This window comes from Klebsiella sp. PL-2018, assembly GCF_019048985.1.
GTDB lineage: Bacteria > Pseudomonadota > Gammaproteobacteria > Enterobacterales > Enterobacteriaceae > Klebsiella > Klebsiella michiganensis.
In genome coordinates, this window is the sequence record NZ_CP077673.1 from 4009761 (window position 1) to 4029025 (window position 19265).

Annotated in this window: 17 protein-coding genes; 11 read left to right on the forward strand and 6 right to left on the reverse strand. The window is 56.5% G+C overall.

Annotated features, from left to right (window positions below; genetic code table 11):
* Positions 1-7: 7 nt before the first annotated feature.
* Both fruK and fruB read right to left on the reverse strand, forming a co-directional pair.
* Positions 8-946, reverse strand: a complete 939-nt coding sequence (gene fruK, locus MKleb_RS18705) for a 1-phosphofructokinase (protein ID WP_004103928.1) — start codon at positions 944-946, stop codon at positions 8-10.
* Positions 947-2077, reverse strand: a complete 1131-nt coding sequence (fruB, locus tag MKleb_RS18710) for a fused PTS fructose transporter subunit IIA/HPr protein (RefSeq protein ID WP_025106747.1) — start codon at positions 2075-2077, stop codon at positions 947-949.
* Positions 2078-2408: 331 nt separating this feature from the next.
* Between fruB and setB the strand changes: the two genes are divergently transcribed.
* Positions 2409-3590: a sugar efflux transporter SetB gene (gene setB / locus MKleb_RS18715; RefSeq protein WP_025106746.1), complete on the forward strand. Its 1182-nt coding sequence runs from the start codon at positions 2409-2411 to the stop codon at positions 3588-3590.
* Between the two features lie 25 nt (positions 3591-3615).
* Here setB and MKleb_RS18720 read toward each other — a convergent pair whose 3' ends face one another.
* On the reverse strand, positions 3616-3867 hold the full coding sequence (locus MKleb_RS18720; protein WP_014230170.1) for a YkgJ family cysteine cluster protein: 252 nt from the start codon (positions 3865-3867) through the stop codon (positions 3616-3618).
* A 148-nt stretch (positions 3868-4015) separates the two neighbouring features.
* Between MKleb_RS18720 and yeiP the strand changes: the two genes are divergently transcribed.
* The 10 genes from yeiP (at position 4016) to yejF (ending at position 16526) form a co-directional block, all read left to right on the forward strand.
* Positions 4016-4588, forward strand: a complete 573-nt coding sequence (gene yeiP, locus MKleb_RS18725; protein ID WP_004122911.1) for an elongation factor P-like protein YeiP — start codon at positions 4016-4018, stop codon at positions 4586-4588.
* Between the two features lie 282 nt (positions 4589-4870).
* Positions 4871-6337, forward strand: a complete 1467-nt coding sequence (locus MKleb_RS18730; protein WP_025106745.1) for a mannitol dehydrogenase family protein — start codon at positions 4871-4873, stop codon at positions 6335-6337.
* A gap of 118 nt (positions 6338-6455) precedes the next feature.
* Entirely contained in the window at positions 6456-7433 is a 978-nt protein-coding gene (locus MKleb_RS18735) for a CobW family GTP-binding protein (RefSeq protein WP_025106744.1), read from the forward strand.
* Between the two features lie 35 nt (positions 7434-7468).
* On the forward strand, positions 7469-8182 hold the full coding sequence (locus MKleb_RS18740; protein WP_025106743.1) for a phosphatase PAP2 family protein: 714 nt from the start codon (positions 7469-7471) through the stop codon (positions 8180-8182).
* Positions 8183-8608: 426 nt separating this feature from the next.
* On the forward strand, positions 8609-9178 hold the full coding sequence (gene mepS / locus MKleb_RS18745; RefSeq protein ID WP_004122922.1) for a bifunctional murein DD-endopeptidase/murein LD-carboxypeptidase: 570 nt from the start codon (positions 8609-8611) through the stop codon (positions 9176-9178).
* A 189-nt stretch (positions 9179-9367) separates the two neighbouring features.
* Positions 9368-10930 (forward strand): cyclic di-GMP phosphodiesterase, encoded by a 1563-nt coding sequence (locus MKleb_RS18750; protein WP_025106742.1) that lies wholly within the window; start codon positions 9368-9370, stop codon positions 10928-10930.
* A gap of 70 nt (positions 10931-11000) precedes the next feature.
* On the forward strand, positions 11001-12806 hold the full coding sequence (locus tag MKleb_RS18755) for an extracellular solute-binding protein (protein ID WP_025106741.1): 1806 nt from the start codon (positions 11001-11003) through the stop codon (positions 12804-12806).
* Positions 12807-12815: 9 nt separating this feature from the next.
* Positions 12816-13910 carry a microcin C ABC transporter permease YejB gene (locus MKleb_RS18760; protein WP_004122930.1) on the forward strand — a complete coding sequence of 365 codons (1095 nt, stop codon included), beginning with the start codon at positions 12816-12818 and terminating at the stop codon, positions 13908-13910.
* On the forward strand, positions 13910-14935 hold the full coding sequence (locus MKleb_RS18765; protein WP_004852714.1) for an ABC transporter permease: 1026 nt from the start codon (positions 13910-13912) through the stop codon (positions 14933-14935). Before MKleb_RS18760 ends, MKleb_RS18765 begins: the two co-directional genes overlap by 1 nt.
* Before the next feature lies 1 nt (position 14936).
* Positions 14937-16526 (forward strand): microcin C ABC transporter ATP-binding protein YejF, encoded by a 1590-nt coding sequence (yejF, locus tag MKleb_RS18770; RefSeq protein WP_025106740.1) that lies wholly within the window; start codon positions 14937-14939, stop codon positions 16524-16526.
* Positions 16527-16529: 3 nt separating this feature from the next.
* On the opposite strand, the gene MKleb_RS18775 is transcribed toward yejF, so the two are convergent.
* From MKleb_RS18775 to rsuA, 3 genes are all read right to left on the reverse strand, one after another.
* Positions 16530-16874: a YejG family protein gene (locus tag MKleb_RS18775; RefSeq protein ID WP_004122937.1), complete on the reverse strand. Its 345-nt coding sequence runs from the start codon at positions 16872-16874 to the stop codon at positions 16530-16532.
* 330 nt (positions 16875-17204) lie between these two features.
* Positions 17205-18401, reverse strand: a complete 1197-nt coding sequence (locus tag MKleb_RS18780) for a Bcr/CflA family multidrug efflux MFS transporter (RefSeq protein WP_014230177.1) — start codon at positions 18399-18401, stop codon at positions 17205-17207.
* Positions 18398-19117 (reverse strand): 16S rRNA pseudouridine(516) synthase RsuA, encoded by a 720-nt coding sequence (gene rsuA, locus MKleb_RS18785; RefSeq protein ID WP_025106739.1) that lies wholly within the window; start codon positions 19115-19117, stop codon positions 18398-18400. Before rsuA ends, MKleb_RS18780 begins: the two co-directional genes overlap by 4 nt.
* Positions 19118-19265: the final 148 nt, after the last annotated feature.

Below are 19265 nucleotides of genomic sequence, written 5' to 3' on the forward strand. Positions count from 1 at the left end.
CCTGCTGTTAATTAAAGGGTTGTAAGTCGACGCGCGCCATCATTGCGGCCAACTGGGTACGATCGGTAATACCGACATTGCTCTGACTCACCGCCAGCGCGGCAACTGCCGTTGCCAGGCGCAGCGTATGTTCGCTGGACTCACGCATCAGCAGGCCATAAATCAGGCCGCCAACCATGGAGTCACCGGCGCCAACGGTGCTTACCACTTCAACGGAAGGCGGCTTGGCAATCCACTCTCCGGATGCGTTAACCCACAGAGCGCCTTCTTCGCCAAGGGAGATAACCACGTGGGCAATTCCCTGCTCACGCAGCGCATGAGCGGCTTCAATCACATCTTTCATTTCAGGCAGCTTGCGGCCCGCCCAGATTTCCAGCTCGCGGCGGTTAGGTTTAACCAGCCACGGCGCCGCTTTCAGACCGGCAACCAGCGCTTCGCGGCTGCTGTCAAAAATGATGCACGGGCACTGGCTACGCAGACGGGTCATCCAGTCAGTGAACGCTTCCGGGCTGACGCCAGACGGCAGGCTACCGCTCACGCAAACCATATCGAACTGGCCCAGCCAGCTCAGGGAATCGTTAACAAAACGCTCCCAGTCGCCCGGCGTGACTTCAAAGCCGGAGAAGTTGAAATCGGTGACTTCGCCGTCTTTCTCCGTCAGCTTGACGTTGATACGGGTACGGCCCTGAACAACCTGAAAACGGTTAGCAATGCCCAGCTCGCTGAACAGCTGCTGAAAACCATCCTGATTGTCTTTACCGAGGAAACCGCCAACGGTGACGTCGATACCGAGATCTTTCAGCACTTTTGCAACGTTGATCCCCTTCCCTGCGGCGTGCAAACCGGTAGTGCGAACAAGGTTAACCTCACCGCGTTCAATTTCCGGGGTAAAACCCACCAGGTCATAGGCCGGGTTTAAAGTAATCGTTGCGACACGTCTGCTCATTTATGCGCCCTCCCCAAGGCCTGCGGCGATCGCTTCGCCAATCGCATCCAGCGCCTGCTGCGCATCTTCACCCTGCGCGGTAAAGCGCAAGCGGTGACCTTTTTTCACGCCCAGCGCCACGACCTTCATCAGGCTGCGGCCGTTGGCCGGCTTGCCCGAACCATCAAGGTTGGTGACGGTAATGTCGCTGGAGAATTGTTTAATAGTATTAACCAGCATCGTGCCGGGACGCGCGTGCAGCCCGTGCTCGTTGCGGATAACGTATTCCGCGCTGAGAACATCTTCCGCAATCGCGTCGTCGCTGGTCAGCAGCGCCAGCAGCGTGGCACCATCAGCCTTCAGCAAACGGTCAGCTTTTTTGTCGAGCAGCAAATTGCTCAGGCGATTAAGCACCGCAGTTGGCTGGTCATCGGCCATCGCGACGGTGATCAGCAGAGAAACCGGCTGCTCATCGCTGGTAAAGGCGCTGGCCGCGCGGCTGACGGCAACGGCGCTGCGCAGGTTGCCTTCGGTGCTGTCGTTCAGCCAGATGCCCTGACCGAGGTGCAGCGGTTTATCATTAATCGTACGGCTAACAAAGGAAGCATCGACGGCGCCGGCTTCTTTCAGCCGAGCGGCGTTCAGCGCCTGCAGGGTCAGCAGGTCGCTGGCGACAACGTCCAGGGTCAGCGTCTCATTATCCAGCTTCAGCGCTTCGCTCTGCTTTTCACCCATCAACAGGGCGCGCAGCTCTTCAGCGGTCGTCGCGGACTTAAGCTGTTCAGCAACGGAGTCGTCGCTCAGCACGTGGGTCAGCTGACGCAGCAGCCCCAGGTGTTCATCCGAGCTGGCGGCAATACCGATGGCGACGTAGGCGGTTTGCCCTTCGCCCCAGGTCACGCCCTGCGGGAACTGATACACCTGAACGCCGGTTTTCAGTACCTGATCGCGGGTGTCGGTGGTACCGTGCGGAATCGCAATACCGTTGCCAAGGAAAGTGGAGGTTTGCTGCTCGCGAGCCAGCATCCCGTTGATGTAGCCGTCTGCCACGTTGCCCGCGCTGACCAGCGCGGAGGCAACCTGACGAATAGCCTCTTCTTTATTACCGGCCTGCTGACCGGGATGAATATCCTGCACAGATAACTGGAACATGGTTCTCCTCTCCTGCTGAATTGAATCGTTTCAGCTACTTTGAGAAAAAATGCGTCATCTACCTGCCGGAGAATCTCCCGATGACGCTGAAACGTTTCAAGAAGTCTGTACCTTTATTAGCCGCCAGGCAAGAAAAGTTCGTTTTCTGATAACAGAAGTTAGAGATACAGCACACTTTTGCTGAAGCGGGAGCGTCGAGGCCGGGAAAACTTCAGCTTTCTGCTGAAGTTTGATTTTGAAACGTCTTTTTGATTTATTCGTGCCCTGGTACTGTTCATTTTCTGAGTGACGGCGTAAACTCCGCGACTCCTGAAAACCGATGAACGCCGACATGCAAAACAGTAGCGCCGCCCTGCCACGACGCGGGTTTGATTTCACCTCTTCCGCCTTTCTGATCGTCGCCTTCCTGACGGGTATCGCCGGGGCACTCCAGACGCCAACGCTGAGCCTGTTTCTGACGAACGAGGTTCACGTACGACCGGCGATGGTCGGCTTCTTTTTTACCGGTAGCGCGGTGATCGGCATTCTGGTGAGCCAGTTCCTCGCCGGGCGTTCGGATCGCAAAGGCGACCGCAAGCGGCTGATCGTCTTCTGCTGCCTGATGGGCGTGCTGGCCTGCATGCTCTTCGCCTGGAACCGTAACTACTTTATTTTGCTGTTCATCGGGGTATTTCTCAGCAGCTTCGGCTCCACCGCCAACCCGCAGATGTTTGCCCTCGCCCGCGAGCATGCGGACAAAACAGGCCGCGAGGCGGTCATGTTTAGCTCGATTCTGCGCGCTCAGGTATCGTTGGCATGGGTTATCGGACCGCCGCTGGCCTACGCGCTGGCCATGGGTTTTGGCTTTACGGTGATGTATCTCAGCGCGGCAGTTGCCTTTGTGGTCTGCGGCGCGATGGTCTGGTTTTTTCTTCCCAGCATGCGTAAAGAGCCGAAGATCGCTACGGGCCATCTTGAAGCGCCGCGCACCAACCGCCGCGACGCGCTGCTGCTGTTTATCATCTGTACGCTGATGTGGGGAATCAACAGCCTGTACATCATTAATATGCCGCTGTTTATCATCAATGAACTGCATTTACCGGAGAAGCTGGCCGGGGTCATGATGGGCACCGCCGCCGGGCTGGAAATCCCGACCATGCTGATTGCGGGCTACTACGCCAAACGCTTCGGCAAACGTTTCCTGATGCGCATCTCAGCGGTGGCCGGCGTGCTGTTTTACGTTGGCATGCTAACCGTCCATACCCCCGGACTGCTGCTGGCCCTGCAGGCGCTGAACGCCATTTTTATCGGTATCCTGGCCGGTATCGGCATGCTCTATTTCCAGGACCTGATGCCCGGACAGGCGGGTGCGGCCACCACGCTTTATACCAATACCACGCGCGTTGGCTGGATTATCGCCGGTTCGCTGGCGGGGGTCGTTGCGGAAGTCTGGAGCTATCACGCCGTATTCTGGATTGCGCTGGTGATGGGGGTCATCACTCAGGCCTGCCTGTGGCGTATTAAAGACGTTTAAGGGTATCCCGCGCGGGCTTGCACCGTCACGAAGTGCTCAGCTCAAGATGAAGCAGCCAGGTCATGGCGTCTTCGCGATTGGTGGCGCACATTTCCGCTTCCGGCTTCAGGCTGGCGCACACTTTCGGCCTTAACGGCGAGCCAAAAATAGCGCAGAGATTATTTTGCGATAGCTGCACGCAGCGGGTGTTTGCCGGCTTGCCTTGCGGCATGCCCGGGATAGGGCTGGAGATAGAAGGAGCGATACAGCAAGCTCCGCATTCAGGGCGGCATTCCATAATCGACTCTTCCGATAACGCTTTTAGCAGCCCAGCCTAAACGTTTTACCTGAAGATAGCAAAACCGACGAATTCCACTTGCCTGAAAGGCCCGGCGCGAGTAGTTTTACGCGATATTTTCGACCCTTTAAGTGACAGGATTACCGCAATGCCAAGAGCGAATGAAATTAAAAAAGGTATGGTGCTGAATTACAACGGCAAACTGCTGATTGTTAAAAATATTGATATTCAGTCACCCAGCGCCCGCGGCGCAGCGACGCTGTACAAAATGCGTTTCTCCGATGTACGCACCGGCCTGAAAGTGGAAGAACGCTTCAAAGGCGACGACATCGTCGATACCGTCACCCTGACCCGCCGCTTCGTTGACTTCTCCTATATCGATGGCAACGAATACGTCTTTATGGATAAAGAAGATTACACCCCGTATATCTTCACCAAAGAGCAGATCGAAGAAGAGCTGCTGTTTATGCCGGAAGGCGGCATGCCGGATATGCAGGTTCTGACCTGGGACGGCCAGCTGCTGGCGCTGGAACTGCCGCAGACCGTGGATCTCGAAATCGTTGAGACGGCGCCGGGTATCAAAGGCGCATCCGCAAGCGCCCGTAACAAACCGGCGACGCTGAGCACCGGCCTTGTTGTTCAGGTGCCTGAATACCTGAGCGCGGGAGAGCGTATCCGCATCCATATCGAAGAGAGCCGCTACATGGGCCGCGCGGACTAAACTCCGCGTTTGCAACATCCAGGAGGGCAGCCAGCGGCTGTCCTTTTTATTAGCCCCTTATCCGCAATCTCCCCTCCGCCAAAAGCTGTTATACCAAAAATAGCGAAGTTACCGCTAATCTCACCGGCTCTCTCCGCATACTTTGCGGCCTGACCGTTTACCGCGACAGAATTGCATGATCAAGCTCACATTAAGCGGATAAATAAGGCTCACCAATTTAATTTGTTGTCATATATCTTTACACTGGCCATGTTAATTATTGGTTAATCAGGTGTGTTAAGAATGACAACCATTGCGACAGCCACGCTGCCGGAAGGCGTACAGCTTCCTCGATACGATCGCAGTCAGCTGCGTTCGCGTATTGTGCATTTCGGTTTTGGCGCGTTTCATCGCGCGCACCAGGCCCTTCTCACCGATCGGGTGCTCAACGCCAGCGGCGGAGACTGGGGGATTTGTGAGATTAGCCTGTTCAGCGGCGATCGGCTGATGAGCCAGCTTCGCCAGCAGGACCACCTGTTTACCGTGCTGGAAAAAGGCGCCGAGGGCAATCAGCCGATTATTGTCGGCGCCGTTCATGAGTGTCTGAATGCGAAACTGGATTCGCTGGCCGCCATTATTGAGAAATTTTGCGAACCGCAGGTCGCCATTGTCTCTCTGACCATCACCGAGAAGGGCTACTGCATCGATCCGGCCAGCGGCCAGCTGGATATGACGCAACCGCGCATTATTCACGATCTGCAAAATCCGACGCTGCCGCAATCGGTTCCCGGCATTCTGGTGGAAGCGCTGGCGCGCCGCCGACAGCGCGGGCTACCGCCGTTTACCGTCCTCTCCTGCGACAATATTCCCGATAATGGACATGTGGTAAAAAACGCCGTGCTGGGAATGGCCGAAAAACGGGACCCCGAGCTGGCGCAGTGGATCGCCGAACACATCAGCTTTCCCGGTACCATGGTTGACCGCATCGTGCCCGCCGCCACCGATGAGTCGCTGGCAGAAATTAGCGCGACGCTAGGCGTGGAAGACCCCTGCGCAATCAGCTGCGAACCCTTTATCCAGTGGGTCATTGAAGATAACTTTGTTGCCGGTCGCCCGGATTGGGAAACCGCGGGCGTCCAGATGACCGATGACGTTTTACCGTGGGAACAAATGAAGCTACGGATGCTCAACGGTAGCCACTCGTTTCTCGCCTGGCTTGGCTATCTGGCTGGCCATGCGCACATTAGCGACTGCATGCAGGATCCGATTTTCCGCAGCGCCGCCTACCGCCTGATGCTTGACGAACAGGCGCCGACCTTATCCATTCAGGGCGTTGACCTGACGGCGTACGCTGACAGCCTGATCGAGCGCTTCAGCAACCCGGCACTGAAGCATCGCACCTGGCAAATCGCCATGGACGGTAGCCAGAAGCTGCCGCAACGTATGCTTGAGGGTATTCGCGTCCATCTCGCTCGGGGCAGCCGCTGGCCGCTGCTGGCGCTCGGCGTGGCCGGCTGGATGCGCTACGTCAGCGGTATTGACGATGCCGGAAATGCGATTGATATTCGCGATCCGCTGGCCGATAAGATGCAGAAACGGGTTTCTGCCAGCGATGAACACCAGCGCGTGGCGGCCCTGCTCACGCTTGAAGAGATCTTCGGCCGCGACCTGCCGCAGAACCCGCAGTTTGTCGCGCATATCACCGCCGCATGGCATCAGCTCGCCGCTTTTGGCGCACGTCAGGCGATTGCCGGCACGCTGAACGCTTAACAATTTCTGCCTTTTAGCGGACAGATCCCCCTTCTGTCCGCGGTAAGACTTCTCTTTTCCCCTTTTTTTCGTCAGGATAGCGTAACTGTTACAACATTACATTTATCCTGGAGAAAAAGTGACCAAAACCAATTTGATCACGGGGTTTCTCGGCAGCGGCAAGACGACGTCGATTCTGCATCTGCTGGCCCATAAGCCCGCGGATGAAAAATGGGCCGTGCTGGTCAACGAGTTTGGTGAAGTGGGCATTGACGGCGCGCTGCTGGCGGAAAGCGGCGCGCTGCTCAAAGAGATCCCCGGCGGCTGCATGTGCTGCGTGAACGGTCTGCCGATGCAGGTCGGGCTCAACACCCTGCTGCGCCAGGGCAAACCCGATCGCCTGCTGATTGAACCCACCGGGCTTGGCCATCCTAAACAGATCCTCGATATGCTGACCGCCGCAATATACGAGCCGTGGATCGACCTGCGCGCCACCTTATGCGTGCTGGATCCGCGCCAGCTGCTGGACGAAAAAATAGTGACCAATGACAACTTTCGCGACCAGCTGGCCGCCGCTGACGTCATTATCAGTAATAAAGCCGACCGCGCAACGGAGGAAAGCCAACGCGCATTCGCCGCCTGGTGGCAGACCTATGCCGGCGATCGGCGGTTCGTCAGCGCCACGCGGGGGAATATCGACCCGGCACTGCTTGATTTGCCGCGCCGCAATCTTGCGCCGCTTCCCGCCAGCCCTGAACACGCGCACGGCCACGGGCGGAAACAGGGCCTTGCGGCATTGAGCCTCCCTGCCCATCAGCGCTGGCGTCGCAGCCTCAATAGCGGCCAGGGCTATCACGCCTGCGGCTGGATTTTTGACGCCGAAACCGTTTTCGACACCGTGGCCCTGCTCGAATGGGCGCGTCTGGCGCCGGTCGGGCGCGTGAAAGGGGTGATGCGCATCGCGGAAGGAGTGGTACGCATCAACCGCCAGCAGCGCGATCTGCATATTGAGACGCAGAACGTTCCTCCCCCCGATAGCCGTATCGAGCTGATTGCCGATACCGAGACGGACTGGAACGCACTGCAGGCCTCCTTGTTGAGGATTCGTTTAAGTTAAGACGGCTATGGTTGCCGTCGTTTACCCAACACACGATAGTTATGATTAAAAATCGAATTCCCCTAATCCTGCTGCTGAACGCGGCGGGTGTTGCGCTTTTTTGTTCATGGTACCTTCCCGTTAACCATGGTTTCTGGAATCCGCTGGACTCGGCGATCTTCTATTTCTTTAACCACCTGGTTGGCGTGAGCACCGCTTACACCTGGCTGCTGGCGATTATCAACAACCGCGCATTTGATGCCTGCTCGCTACTGGCGATGGGCAGCCTGATGCTAAGCTTCTGGTTTAAAGAGCAGAGCGCCGGACGCCGCCGGGTGATTATCATCGGCCTGGCGATGCTGCTGGCCGCCGTCATCATCAATCAGCTTGCCCAGCACCTGATGCCGGTTAAGCGCGCCAGCCCTTCGCTCTCTTTTACCGATATCACCAAAGTGAGCGATGTGATCTCCTTCCCCACTAAAGATGCGTCTAAAGATAGCTTTCCAGGCGATCACGGTATGATGCTGCTGATTTTTGCATCATTTATGTGGCGCTATTTCGGTCGCCGGGCGTTTGCCATCGCGCTGGTCATATTCGTAGTGTTCGCTTTTCCACGCGTAATGATTGGCGCTCACTGGTTTACCGATATTGCCGTCGGCTCATTAACGGCGGTACTCATTGGCGCCCCCTGGGTATTGATGACCCCGCTGAGTGATAATGTCATTGCGTTATTTGAGCGTTATCTTCCGGGTAGAAAAACTAAAAATTAAATCTATCTTTACAATTAATTAATATCATTCATAAGGGATCGTTCTGGGTCCCTTTTTTTGTCCGCGCGTTTTTTCTCATCCGGCATCATCTTCCCGTCATAGTAATCATGTTAGAAATGAGTAAATTGCGTATTTTTTACCCATTGCTGTCGCTATTTTGCCCTTTGCCGATGATTCACTTTTTGTCGCAAAAATACTTATAAGAAAATGCGTAAAACCGCTCGCCATCCCCCGGTTGATCGGGTAACCTCAATCTCGTTTTGCCTCGTCAGCGACATCAATTCAGAGAATGAATAAATTTGTGCGTCAGTCCACAGTTTTATGCTTACGGAATTGTCTCATTGCGACCAGGTAATTAGGCTCTAACACGTTTGGCATTTTTTATAACGACATTGTCGTTAAGGACAACAAGGGATAACACACAGCATGGTCAAATCTCAGCCGATTTTGAGATATATCTTGCGGGTCGCCCCCGCGATTGCAGTTGCGGTTCTGCTTTCCGCGTGTAGTTCAAATAGTACCGCCAGGAATATGCATTCTGAGACGCTTGCTGTGGGTAGTGGCGATTTATCATCACTGCAAGCCTCTCAGGATGAATTTGAAACGATGGTCCGCAACCTGGACGTTAAGTCCCGCTTGATGGATCAATATGCCAGCTGGAAGGGCGTGCGTTACCGCCTCGGCGGCAGCACCCGTAAAGGCATCGATTGTTCCGCCTTTGTGCAACGGACTTTCCGTGAACAGTTTGGCCTGGAACTGCCGCGCTCGACTTCAGAGCAGCAGGATTCCGGAAAATCGATCAGCCGCGCGCAGCTGCGCACCGGTGATTTAGTTCTGTTCCGTGCAGGTTCCACGGGCCGCCATGTAGGGATCTACATCGGCAACAATCAGTTTGTTCATGCTTCCACCAGCAGCGGTGTGACGATTTCAAGCATGGATGAGCCGTACTGGAAAAAGCGCTATAACGAAGCGCGACGCGTTCTGAGCCGTTCGTAATCGTCTTCTGCCGTTGGTTAATCCCTTGGCCAACGAAAGAAATAAAAAAACACTGCCGAGGCGGTGTTTTTTTTTGCTCGCCAGCCAGGAAACTTCGTAAAATAAGCGATGTCTTTAAGCAGGGATAGAAAAAGCGATTTCTATCAGCCCCCTGGCGCAAATCAACAATACGGACTGACTATATAGCCTATGCCTACCCGTCATCTCGCTCCCCGGCGAAAAATCTGGCTGACCAGCATATGTGTTGGAATAGCCGTCGCCCTGCTGGCCGGTAGCATCCAGTTTATGGTGATTTATCACAACCGTGCGGAGCGTTTCGACGCCATTATTCACAACGTTCATACGTATCTGCAGGACTACTTTCACGATTTGAATCAGACGATTCAGGGCATGCAGCCGCTGGTCGATCAACCCTGTGAAAACGTTGCCTCAGGCTTAACCGCCCATGCGGCATTCAGCCCGAACGTCCGCGCCATCCTGCTGGTCAAAAATGGCCTTGCGTTTTGCTCCTCCGCCACAGGCGCTATGAACACGCCCTTAACCCAGCTCATTCCGCAGCTTAATCTTACTCAAGCGGTCGATATGGCGATTCTGCCCGGGACGCCAATGATGCCGAAAAGCGCCGCGCTGGCGCTGTGGGTCCGCAGCCCACACGGCGGGAAAGACGGTATTTTTGTCTCGATTAATGCCAACCTGACGCCCTATATTCTCTACTCAGCCCGACAGAATGATTTCAGCGGCCTGGCGCTGGCCATTAAGGACACCGCCATTTCCACCTTCAGCAACCAACTTATCGACCCGCAGACGCTGCTCTCGCCGCCCATTCGCCAGACGCAAATCGACGGCCTGCCGCTGAAGGTTTATCTCTACGCGAACAGCTGGCTGGCGGAGAATACGCAGTTTGCTCTGCTGCTGGGCGTCGTGTGCGGGCTGCTGGCCGGGCTTTTAAGCTACTACATCCTGACGATTAAATCGGACCCGCGCAAAGAGCTGCTGCTGGCGATCAAAAACGATCAGTTCTATGTGGTTTATCAACCGGTGGTGAGGTCAGAGACGCTGCGCATCAGCGGCGTTGAGGTACTGATGCGCTGGCGACATCCCATGGCCGGCGAGATCCCTCCCGATGTGTTTATCAACCTTGCTGAAACCCAGCAGATCATTATTCCGCTCACCCGCCATCTGTTAAAACTGATTGCGCAGGATGCGCCTGTTCTGCAAACGCTCCTGCCCGCAGGGAGCAAGCTGGGGATAAATATCTCCCCCCTTCATCTGCACGCAGGCAGCTTTCAGCAAGACCTTCAGCATTTCGCCGCCGCCATGCCGGCCGGCCATTTTAGCGTGGTGCTGGAGATCACCGAGCGCGCGATGATCGATAAGAATCGCTCCTTAGGGAACTTCGACTGGCTGCACGAACAGGGCTTTGAAATTGCGATTGATGATTTTGGTACCGGTCATAGCGCGCTAATCTATCTGGAGCGCTATAACTTTGATTACCTGAAGATAGACCGCGGCTTCGTGCAGGCTATCGGCACTGAGACCGTCACCTCACCGGTGCTTGATGCCGTTATCACCCTGAGCCGCCGCCTGAAGCTCACCACGGTCGCTGAAGGGGTGGAAACGCAGGAACAAGCGGAATGGCTGCGCGACCACGGGGTAAACTATTTACAGGGCTACTGGTTAAGCCGGCCGCTGACGCTGGACGCGCTGATCGCCGCCCATGATGAACCGGCGAAATATTTCACAAGCCGCTAAGGGTCCTTTATTATTTGCTATCAAAGGTCAGGCCGCTTCAGGTCTGACATTGGAGGGCGTCATCCTGGTTATTTTTGCACGCATCAGCCTGATCCTGCTGACCTTATTTAGCCTGCAGAGCCAGGCGCAAACGATTAAAGAGAGCGACAGGTTCGCTATTATCGGCGAACCGAAATACGCCGCGGGCTTTGACCATTACGATTATGCCAACCCCGCCGCGCCTAAAGGCGGGGCGATTACCCTCGCGGCCATCGGTACTTTTGATAATTTCAATCGCTACGCCATGCGCGGCAACCCCGGTATCCGTACCGAAAGCTTATACGACACGCTATTCACCACCTCTGATGATGAGCCCGGCAGCTACTATCCGCTGATCGCCGAGCATACGCGCTATGCCGATGATTTTTCATGGATGGAGATCGCGCTCAATCCCCGCGCCCGCTATCACGATGGCAGCCCCGTCACCGCCAGCGATGTCGCGTTTACCTTCCAGAAGTTTATGACCGAAGGGGTGCCGCAGTTTCGCCTCTATTATAAAGGCACCACCGTAAAAGCCATCGCTCCGCTCACCGTACGCATTGATTTAGCCAAACCGGGCAAAGAGAACATGCTTAGCCTGATGACGCTACCGGTGATGCCGGAAAAATTCTGGAAAAACCATAAACTCAGCGACCCGCTATCCGCCCCACCGCTGGCCAGCGGCCCGTATCGCATCACCGCCTGGCGCATGGGCCAGTACATTACCTACTCGCGGGTTAAGGACTACTGGGCCGCCGACTTACCGGTCAACCGCGGGCGCTGGAATTTCGATACGCTGCGCTACGACTATTACCTGGACGACAACGTCGCTTTCGAAGCCTTTAAGGCCGGCGCCGTCGACCGTCGCGAAGAGAACGTTGCCAAGAACTGGGCTACCCGCTACGTCGGGCGCAATTTTACCCACGGCTATATCGTTAAAGATGAATACACCAACACCTCGGCGCAGAATACGCAGTGGCTGGCCTTTAACATTCAGCGCCCGGTATTTTCCGACCGCCGGGTACGCGAAGCCATTACCCTCGCCTTTGATTTTGAATGGATGAATAAGGCGCTGTTTTATCACTCCTACAGCCGCGCCAACAGCTTCTTTCAGAATACCGAATACGCGGCGCGCGATTATCCGGATGCCGACGAGCTGGCGCTGTTAACGCCGCTGAAAAAAGAGATCCCGGCCGAAGTTTTCACGCAGATATACCGCCCCCCGGTTTCCAGCGGCGATGGTTTCGAACGCGCAAACTTGCTTAAGGCGGATGCCATCCTTAACCAGGCGGGATGGATAGTGAAAAACCAGAGGCGGGTTAATGCGAAGAGCGGCAAACCGTTACGCTTTGAGCTGCTGCTTCCTTCCGGCAGCAGCGATCGCTGGGTCCTGCCCTTCCAGCACAACCTCCAGCGGCTCGGCATCGTCATGGATATTCGCCAGGTCGACAACTCCCAGTATAGTAACCGCAAGCGCAGCCGGGATTACGACATGATGCCCAACGTCTGGCGCGCCACGCCCTGGCCCGGCACCGACCTGCAAGTCTCCTGGGACTCCGAATATATTAACTCCAGCTATAACGCCTCAGGGGTACAAAGCCCGGCCGTCGACCGGCTCATCGCGCAGATTATTCGCTGGCAGGGTAATAAAGAAAAGCTGCTGCCGCTGGGCCGGGCTCTCGACCGCGTGCTGACCTGGAACTATTACATGCTGCCGATGTGGTATATGGCGCAGGACCGAACCGCATACTGGGACAAATTCTCCTTCCCGCAGACCCGCGCGGTCTACTCCTCCGGTTTCGAAAACTGGTGGTACGACGCAAGCAAAGCGGCCAGACTCCCCGCGGATAGACGCTAAGGAATTAAGATGGGTGCATATCTGCTCCGCCGACTACTGCTCATCATCCCCACCCTGTGGGCGATTATCACCATTAACTTTTTTATTGTGCAGATCGCGCCCGGCGGTCCGGTCGATCAGGCGATCGCGGCGATTGAGTTCGGCGACCGCGGCGGCTTGCCCGGCGCCGGAGATGGCGGCATGGCCGCCAGCCATGCGCGTACCGGGGTCAGCAACATCAGCGATGGGCACTATCGCGGCGGGCGCGGGCTGGACCCGGAGGTGATTGCCGAGATAACCCACCGCTACGGCTTTGATAAGCCGCTGCACGAGCGTTATTTTAAAATGCTCGGTGATTATCTGCGCTTTGATTTTGGCGATAGCCTGTTTCGCAGCTCATCGGTACTGCAGCTGATTAAAGACAGCCTGCCGGTCTCAATCACCCTGGGCCTGTGGAGTACGCTCATCATCTACCTGGTGTCGATTCCGTTGGGGATCCGTAAAGCGGTCAGCAACGGCAGCCATTTTGACGTCTGGAGCAGTACGCTGATTATTATCGGCTATGCCATCCCGGCGTTCCTGTTTGCCATTTTGCTGATCGTTATCTTTGCCGGCGGCAGCTATTTCGATCTCTTTCCGCTGCGCGGGCTGGTGTCAGCCAACTTCGACAGCCTGCCCTGGTACCAAAAAATCCTCGACTATCTCTGGCATATCACCCTACCGGTGCTGGCAACGGTGATCGGCGGTTTTGCCGCCCTCACGATGCTGACCAAAAACAGCTTTCTTGATGAAATCCGCAAGCAGTACGTGGTTACCGCACGCGCCAAGGGCGTCAGCGAAAAGCAGATCCTTTGGGGCCACGTGTTTCGCAACGCGATGCTGCTGGTGATTGCCGGTTTCCCGGCCACCTTTATCAGTATGTTTTTTACCGGCTCGCTGCTGATTGAGGTGATGTTCTCGCTAAACGGACTGGGGCTGCTGGGCTATGAGGCCACCGTATCTCGCGATTACCCGGTCATGTTCGGCACGCTGTATATTTTTACCCTGATTGGCCTGCTGCTGAATATCATCAGCGATATCAGCTATACGCTGGTCGATCCGCGAATCGATTTTGAGGGCCGCTAATGTCATTTTTTAGTCCCGTCAATCAGGCCCGCTGGGCGCGTTTTCGCCACAACCGCCGCGGCTACTGGTCGCTATGGCTCTTTTTAGCGCTTTTCGCCTGTAGCCTGTGCGCAGAGCTTATTGCTAACGATAAGCCGCTGCTGGTCCAGTACCGCGGCAGCTTCTACGTTCCGCTCCTGAAAAACTACAGTGAGACCACCTTCGGCGGCAGCTTTGCCACCGCCGCCGACTATCAGGACCCGTGGCTGCAAAAACGGCTGGCGGATAACGGCTGGGCCCTGTGGGCGCCGGTTCGTTTCGGCGCGACGACCATTAATTTCGCCACCGACGCGCCCTTCCCTTCGCCGCCGTCAGGACAGAACTGGCTGGGCACCGATGCCAACGGCGGGGACGTGCTGGCGCGTATTCTGTACGGCACGCGCATTTCCATTCTCTTTGGACTGCTGCTGACCTTCTTCTCCAGCGTACTGGGGGTGATGGCCGGCGCCGTTCAGGGGTATTACGGCGGGAAGATTGACCTCTGGGGGCAGCGGTTTATCGAAGTCTGGTCGGGAATGCCGACGCTGTTTCTGATTATCCTGCTCTCAAGCGTTGTACAGGCCAACTTCTGGTGGCTGCTGGCCATTACCGTGCTGTTCGGCTGGATGACGCTGGTCGGCGTGGTCCGGGCTGAGTTCCTGCGCACCCGTAACTATGATTATATCCGCGCCGCGCAGGCGCTCGGCGTCAGCGATCGCGCCATTATTCTGCGCCATATGCTGCCTAACGCCATGGTCGCCACCCTGACCTTCCTGCCGTTCATTCTGTGCAGTTCGATAACCACCCTGACCTCGCTCGATTTCCTCGGTTTTGGCCTGCCGCTGGGCTCCCCTTCGCTGGGCGAACTGCTGTTGCAGGGTAAAAACAACCTGCAGGCGCCCTGGCTGGGCATCGCCGCTTTTCTGTCGGTGGCGGTCCTGCTGACGTTATTGATTTTTATTGGTGAAGCGGTTCGCGACGCCTTTGACCCAAGCAAGGCGGTGTAGCATGACGCAACCTTTGTTAGATATCGATAACCTCTCCATCGCCTTTCGCCAGCAGGGTGAGACTACCCCCGTCGTCAGCGAACTGTCGCTGCAGATTGCCGTCGGCGAGACCCTGGCGCTGGTCGGCGAGTCCGGCTCCGGGAAGAGCGTGACCGCGCTATCGGTGCTGCGGCTACTCCCGTCGCCGCCGGTCAGCTATCCTGCCGGCGACATCCGTTTTCACGGCCAGTCGCTGCTGCACGCGGATGAACGCACCCTGCGCGGCGTGCGCGGTAACCGCATTGCGATGATCTTTCAGGAGCCGATGGTTTCGCTTAATCCACTGCATACTCTGGAAAAACAGCTGTACGAAGTGCTCTCTTTGCATCGCGGGATGCGCAAAGAAGCGGCGCGCGGGGAAATCCTCGACTGCCTCGATCGCGTCGGCATCCGCAACGCGCCCCGGCGGCTGGCCGACTATCCCCATCAGCTTTCCGGCGGCGAGCGCCAGCGGGTGATGATCGCCATGGCGCTGTTAACCCGCCCGGAGCTGCTTATCGCCGACGAACCCACCACCGCGCTGGACGTGTCGGTGCAGGCGCAAATCCTCACGCTGCTGCGGGAGCTGAAGCAAGAGTTGAATATGGGGCTGCTGTTTATCACCCATAATCTGAGCATCGTTCGTCAGCTCGCCGACCGCGTCGCGGTGATGCAGAACGGCCGCTGCGTGGAACAAAACGGCTGCCGGGCGCTGTTTTCCGCCCCCGAACACCCTTATACCCGCCGCCTGCTGGATAGCGAGCCGTCGGGCGATCCCGTCCCGCTCGCACCCGATGCCCCGGTGTTGCTGCGGGCGGAAAATTTGACTATCGCCTTCCCGATACGTAAAGGTCTGCTGCGGCGAGTTGTCGATCATAACCGGGTCGTTAACGGCCTCAGCTTTCATTTGCGCGCGGGAGAAACGCTGGGGCTGGTCGGCGAGTCCGGATCGGGCAAAAGCACCACCGGGCTGGCGCTTCTGCGTCTGATTCATTCCGATGGCGCGATCGCCTTTGACGGTGAGGCGCTTCAGGGACGCAATCGCCGGCAGATGCTGCCGCTGCGTCGTCGCATGCAGGTGGTCTTTCAGGATCCTAACTCATCGCTAAACCCGCGGCTCAACGTGCTGCAAATTATCGAAGAGGGATTGCGCGTCCATCAACCGTCGCTCACGCCGGCCGAACGGGAGCAGGCGGTGATTCAGGTGATGCAGGAGGTCGGCCTCGATCCGCACTCACGGCATCGCTACCCTGCCGCCTTCTCCGGCGGCCAGCGTCAGCGCATCGCGATCGCCAGGGCGCTGGTCGTCAAACCGCAGCTTATCGTGCTGGATGAGCCCACCTCATCGCTGGATAAAACCGTGCAGGCGCAAATCCTCGCGCTGCTGAAGGCGTTACAGCAAAAGCATCAGCTGGCCTATATTTTTATCAGCCATGATTTACGCGTCGTGCGGGCGCTGTGTCATCAGGTAATGGTGCTGCGGCAGGGAGAAGTCGTCGAGCAGGGTGAGTGCGAGCGCGTATTTACCGCTCCGCAGCAGGAGTATACCCGTCAGCTGCTGGCGTTGAGCTGACGGTCAGAAGGGGTTGTTGCCGGAGAAGGGTTCTGCAATCGCCACGCCGAAATTTTTCAGGCGACAGGTTGCGGCAAATTCGTCCTGACGGTTAACAAACAGGCACGGTTCCCCTTCGCATTCAACGACAGAGCTATCGACCTCGATGTCGCTAAGCGCCTGGCTGAGCTTATGCATGACCGGCCACGCGCTTTCGCCATCGGGGCTGAGTAATTTCAACGCCACGAGGCTGTTTTCGCTCTGGGCGCCGTTTTGCGGAATCGGTTCAACTCTTGAACCTGCAAAACCGGCCAGCCAGCGATAGCTCTGCGGCAGACGGTGTACGATAGAGAGTTGCAGTGTATTCACGTGTTTACCCCGGAAGCAAAATACTTCACAATAATTTTACATCAATACTAACACATTATTGACAACCAGTCCTCTTCCTGCACAGAAAACGCTTACACCAGTGGCATAGCCGTGTTATTGGTTTGTAATGTAAAAGTTTATAATTGCGCAGATGGAACATCTTCGGGCTATATGTACCCGTTTCTGTGATCTAAAACAACTTTTTTATCGCAATCATGCGACTTTTTGAACGATTTGATTTTACATAAAATAAACAAATCGCTGAACAGAGAAGCCAGATTTGGTTGACATGCATCAAAAAAAGGGGCGATATCGCCCCCTGAAAGTCGCTTAGCGCGCGGCTTTGCGCCGTCGGCTGGCGTAGAGGTAAAAGAGGATGGAGCTGCTGGCGCAGAAGGCGATAGAAATCAGCATTGGCCAGGCGGTGGTAAACGTCGCCATCGACAGCAGCGCACCGACAATGGCGCCAATCCCGAAACGGAACGTCCCTGCCAGCGAGGAAGCGGTCCCGGCCATATGCGGAAACTCATCGAGAATCACCGCCATCGCGTTAGAGGAGACCATCGAAACGCAGCCGATGAACGCCGCCACGCCAAACACCAGCGCCCAGAACCCCACGCCAAACAGCGCGCACACGACCATCCACGCCGCCATCGCAAACTGGATCCATAGCCCGGCGCGGAACATGTTCAGCGCCCCAACCCGCCGCACAAAGCGGCTGTTGATCATGGTCATGACAAACAGGAAGACGACGTTCAGCGCAAAATAGTAGCCAAAATGCTGCGGTGAAACGTGGTTGATATTGATATAGACAAACGGGCCGGCGCTCAGAAACGAGAACATCCCGGCGAAGCTGAAACCGCTTGCCAGCATATAGCTCAGCACCCGCTTGTGGCGAAACAGCGTCGCGAAGTTGCCGAGCGTAGTGCGAATATGAAATTTCTGCCGGCGTTCCGGCGGCAGGGTCTCGCTAATAAAGAAGGCGATCATCGCCGAGGCTAATAGCGCCGCCACCGCGAGGATCCAGAAGATCGCATGCCAGCTAAACCACACCAGCACCGCTCCGCCGACCATCGGCGCCACCAGCGGCGCGACGGTGGTCACCAGCATGACGAACGACATCATCCGCGAGAACTCTTCCTTGGGATAGATATCGCGCATCAGGGCGTTAATCACCACGCTCGCCGCCGCGGCCGCCAGGCCGTGGAAAAAGCGCATGGTGATCAGCATATCGATAGTCTGCGACAGCGCGCAGGCCACCGCCGCCGCGGCAAAAACCAGCGTACCGCCCAGTATCACCGGTTTACGCCCCATGCTGTCCGCCATTGGGCCATATAAAAGCTGGCCTAGGGCAAAGCCCAGAATATAGGTACTGAGCGTCATCTGCGCGCTGCCGTCCGGCACATTAAACTGCGCCGCAATCACCGGCAGCGCCGGAAGATACATATCAATCGACAGCGGCATTAACATGGCCAGCAGGCCAAGAATAAACACAATCCCTAATGAAGAATTCTGCTTTGCCGTCACGTTTTACTCCGCGCATGTTGGCCGCCAACGCTGGCAATTTCTTCTGCCGTCAGCGGACGATATTCACCCGGCGCCAGCGACGCATCAAGCGCGATATCGCCAATACGTTCGCGATGCAGGCCAACCACATGATTCCCCACCGCGGCAAACATCCGCTTCACCTGATGGTAGCGCCCTTCGCTAATGGTCAGGCGGACTTCGGTCGGCGTCACCACTTCCAGCACCGCCGGTTTGGTCAGGTCTTTCTCATTATGCAGCTGAACGCCTTTGGCAAACTGCTCGGCGGTGGACTCATCCACCGGATTTTCCAGCGTCACCAGATAGGTTTTTTCGCAATGGTGGCGCGGGGAAGTAATGCGGTGCGACCACTGGCCATCGTCGGTCATCAATACCAGTCCGGTGGTATCGATATCCAGACGCCCCGCGGCATGCAGCTTATGCGCCACCGGCTCGTCGAGGAAATAAAGGACCGTCGGATGATCCGGATCGTCGGTGGAACAAACGTAACCCTGCGGCTTGTTGAGCATAAAGTAGCGCGGGCCGGTCTGCTGAACCAGCGTATTGCCGTCATACTCGACGTCATGCTCCGGCAGAAGCTTGAAGGAGGAGTCTTTTACAATGTCGCCGTCCACGGTAACGCGGCTGCCGCGGATTTCACGCCCGGCAATAGCCCGGCTAACGCCAAGTTGCTGAGCGATAAACTTATCAAGTCGCATGAGATTTTTTTAGCCTGTACAAGTGCTGGAGCGGGCAACGCGCCCGAAAAAGAAGAATTTCATGGGGTAGTATAACGGGCTATTAACACCACTCAAGGGAAAAGATTCGTGGCATACTATTCGCGAGTTAATTAACCGCCATAAATTC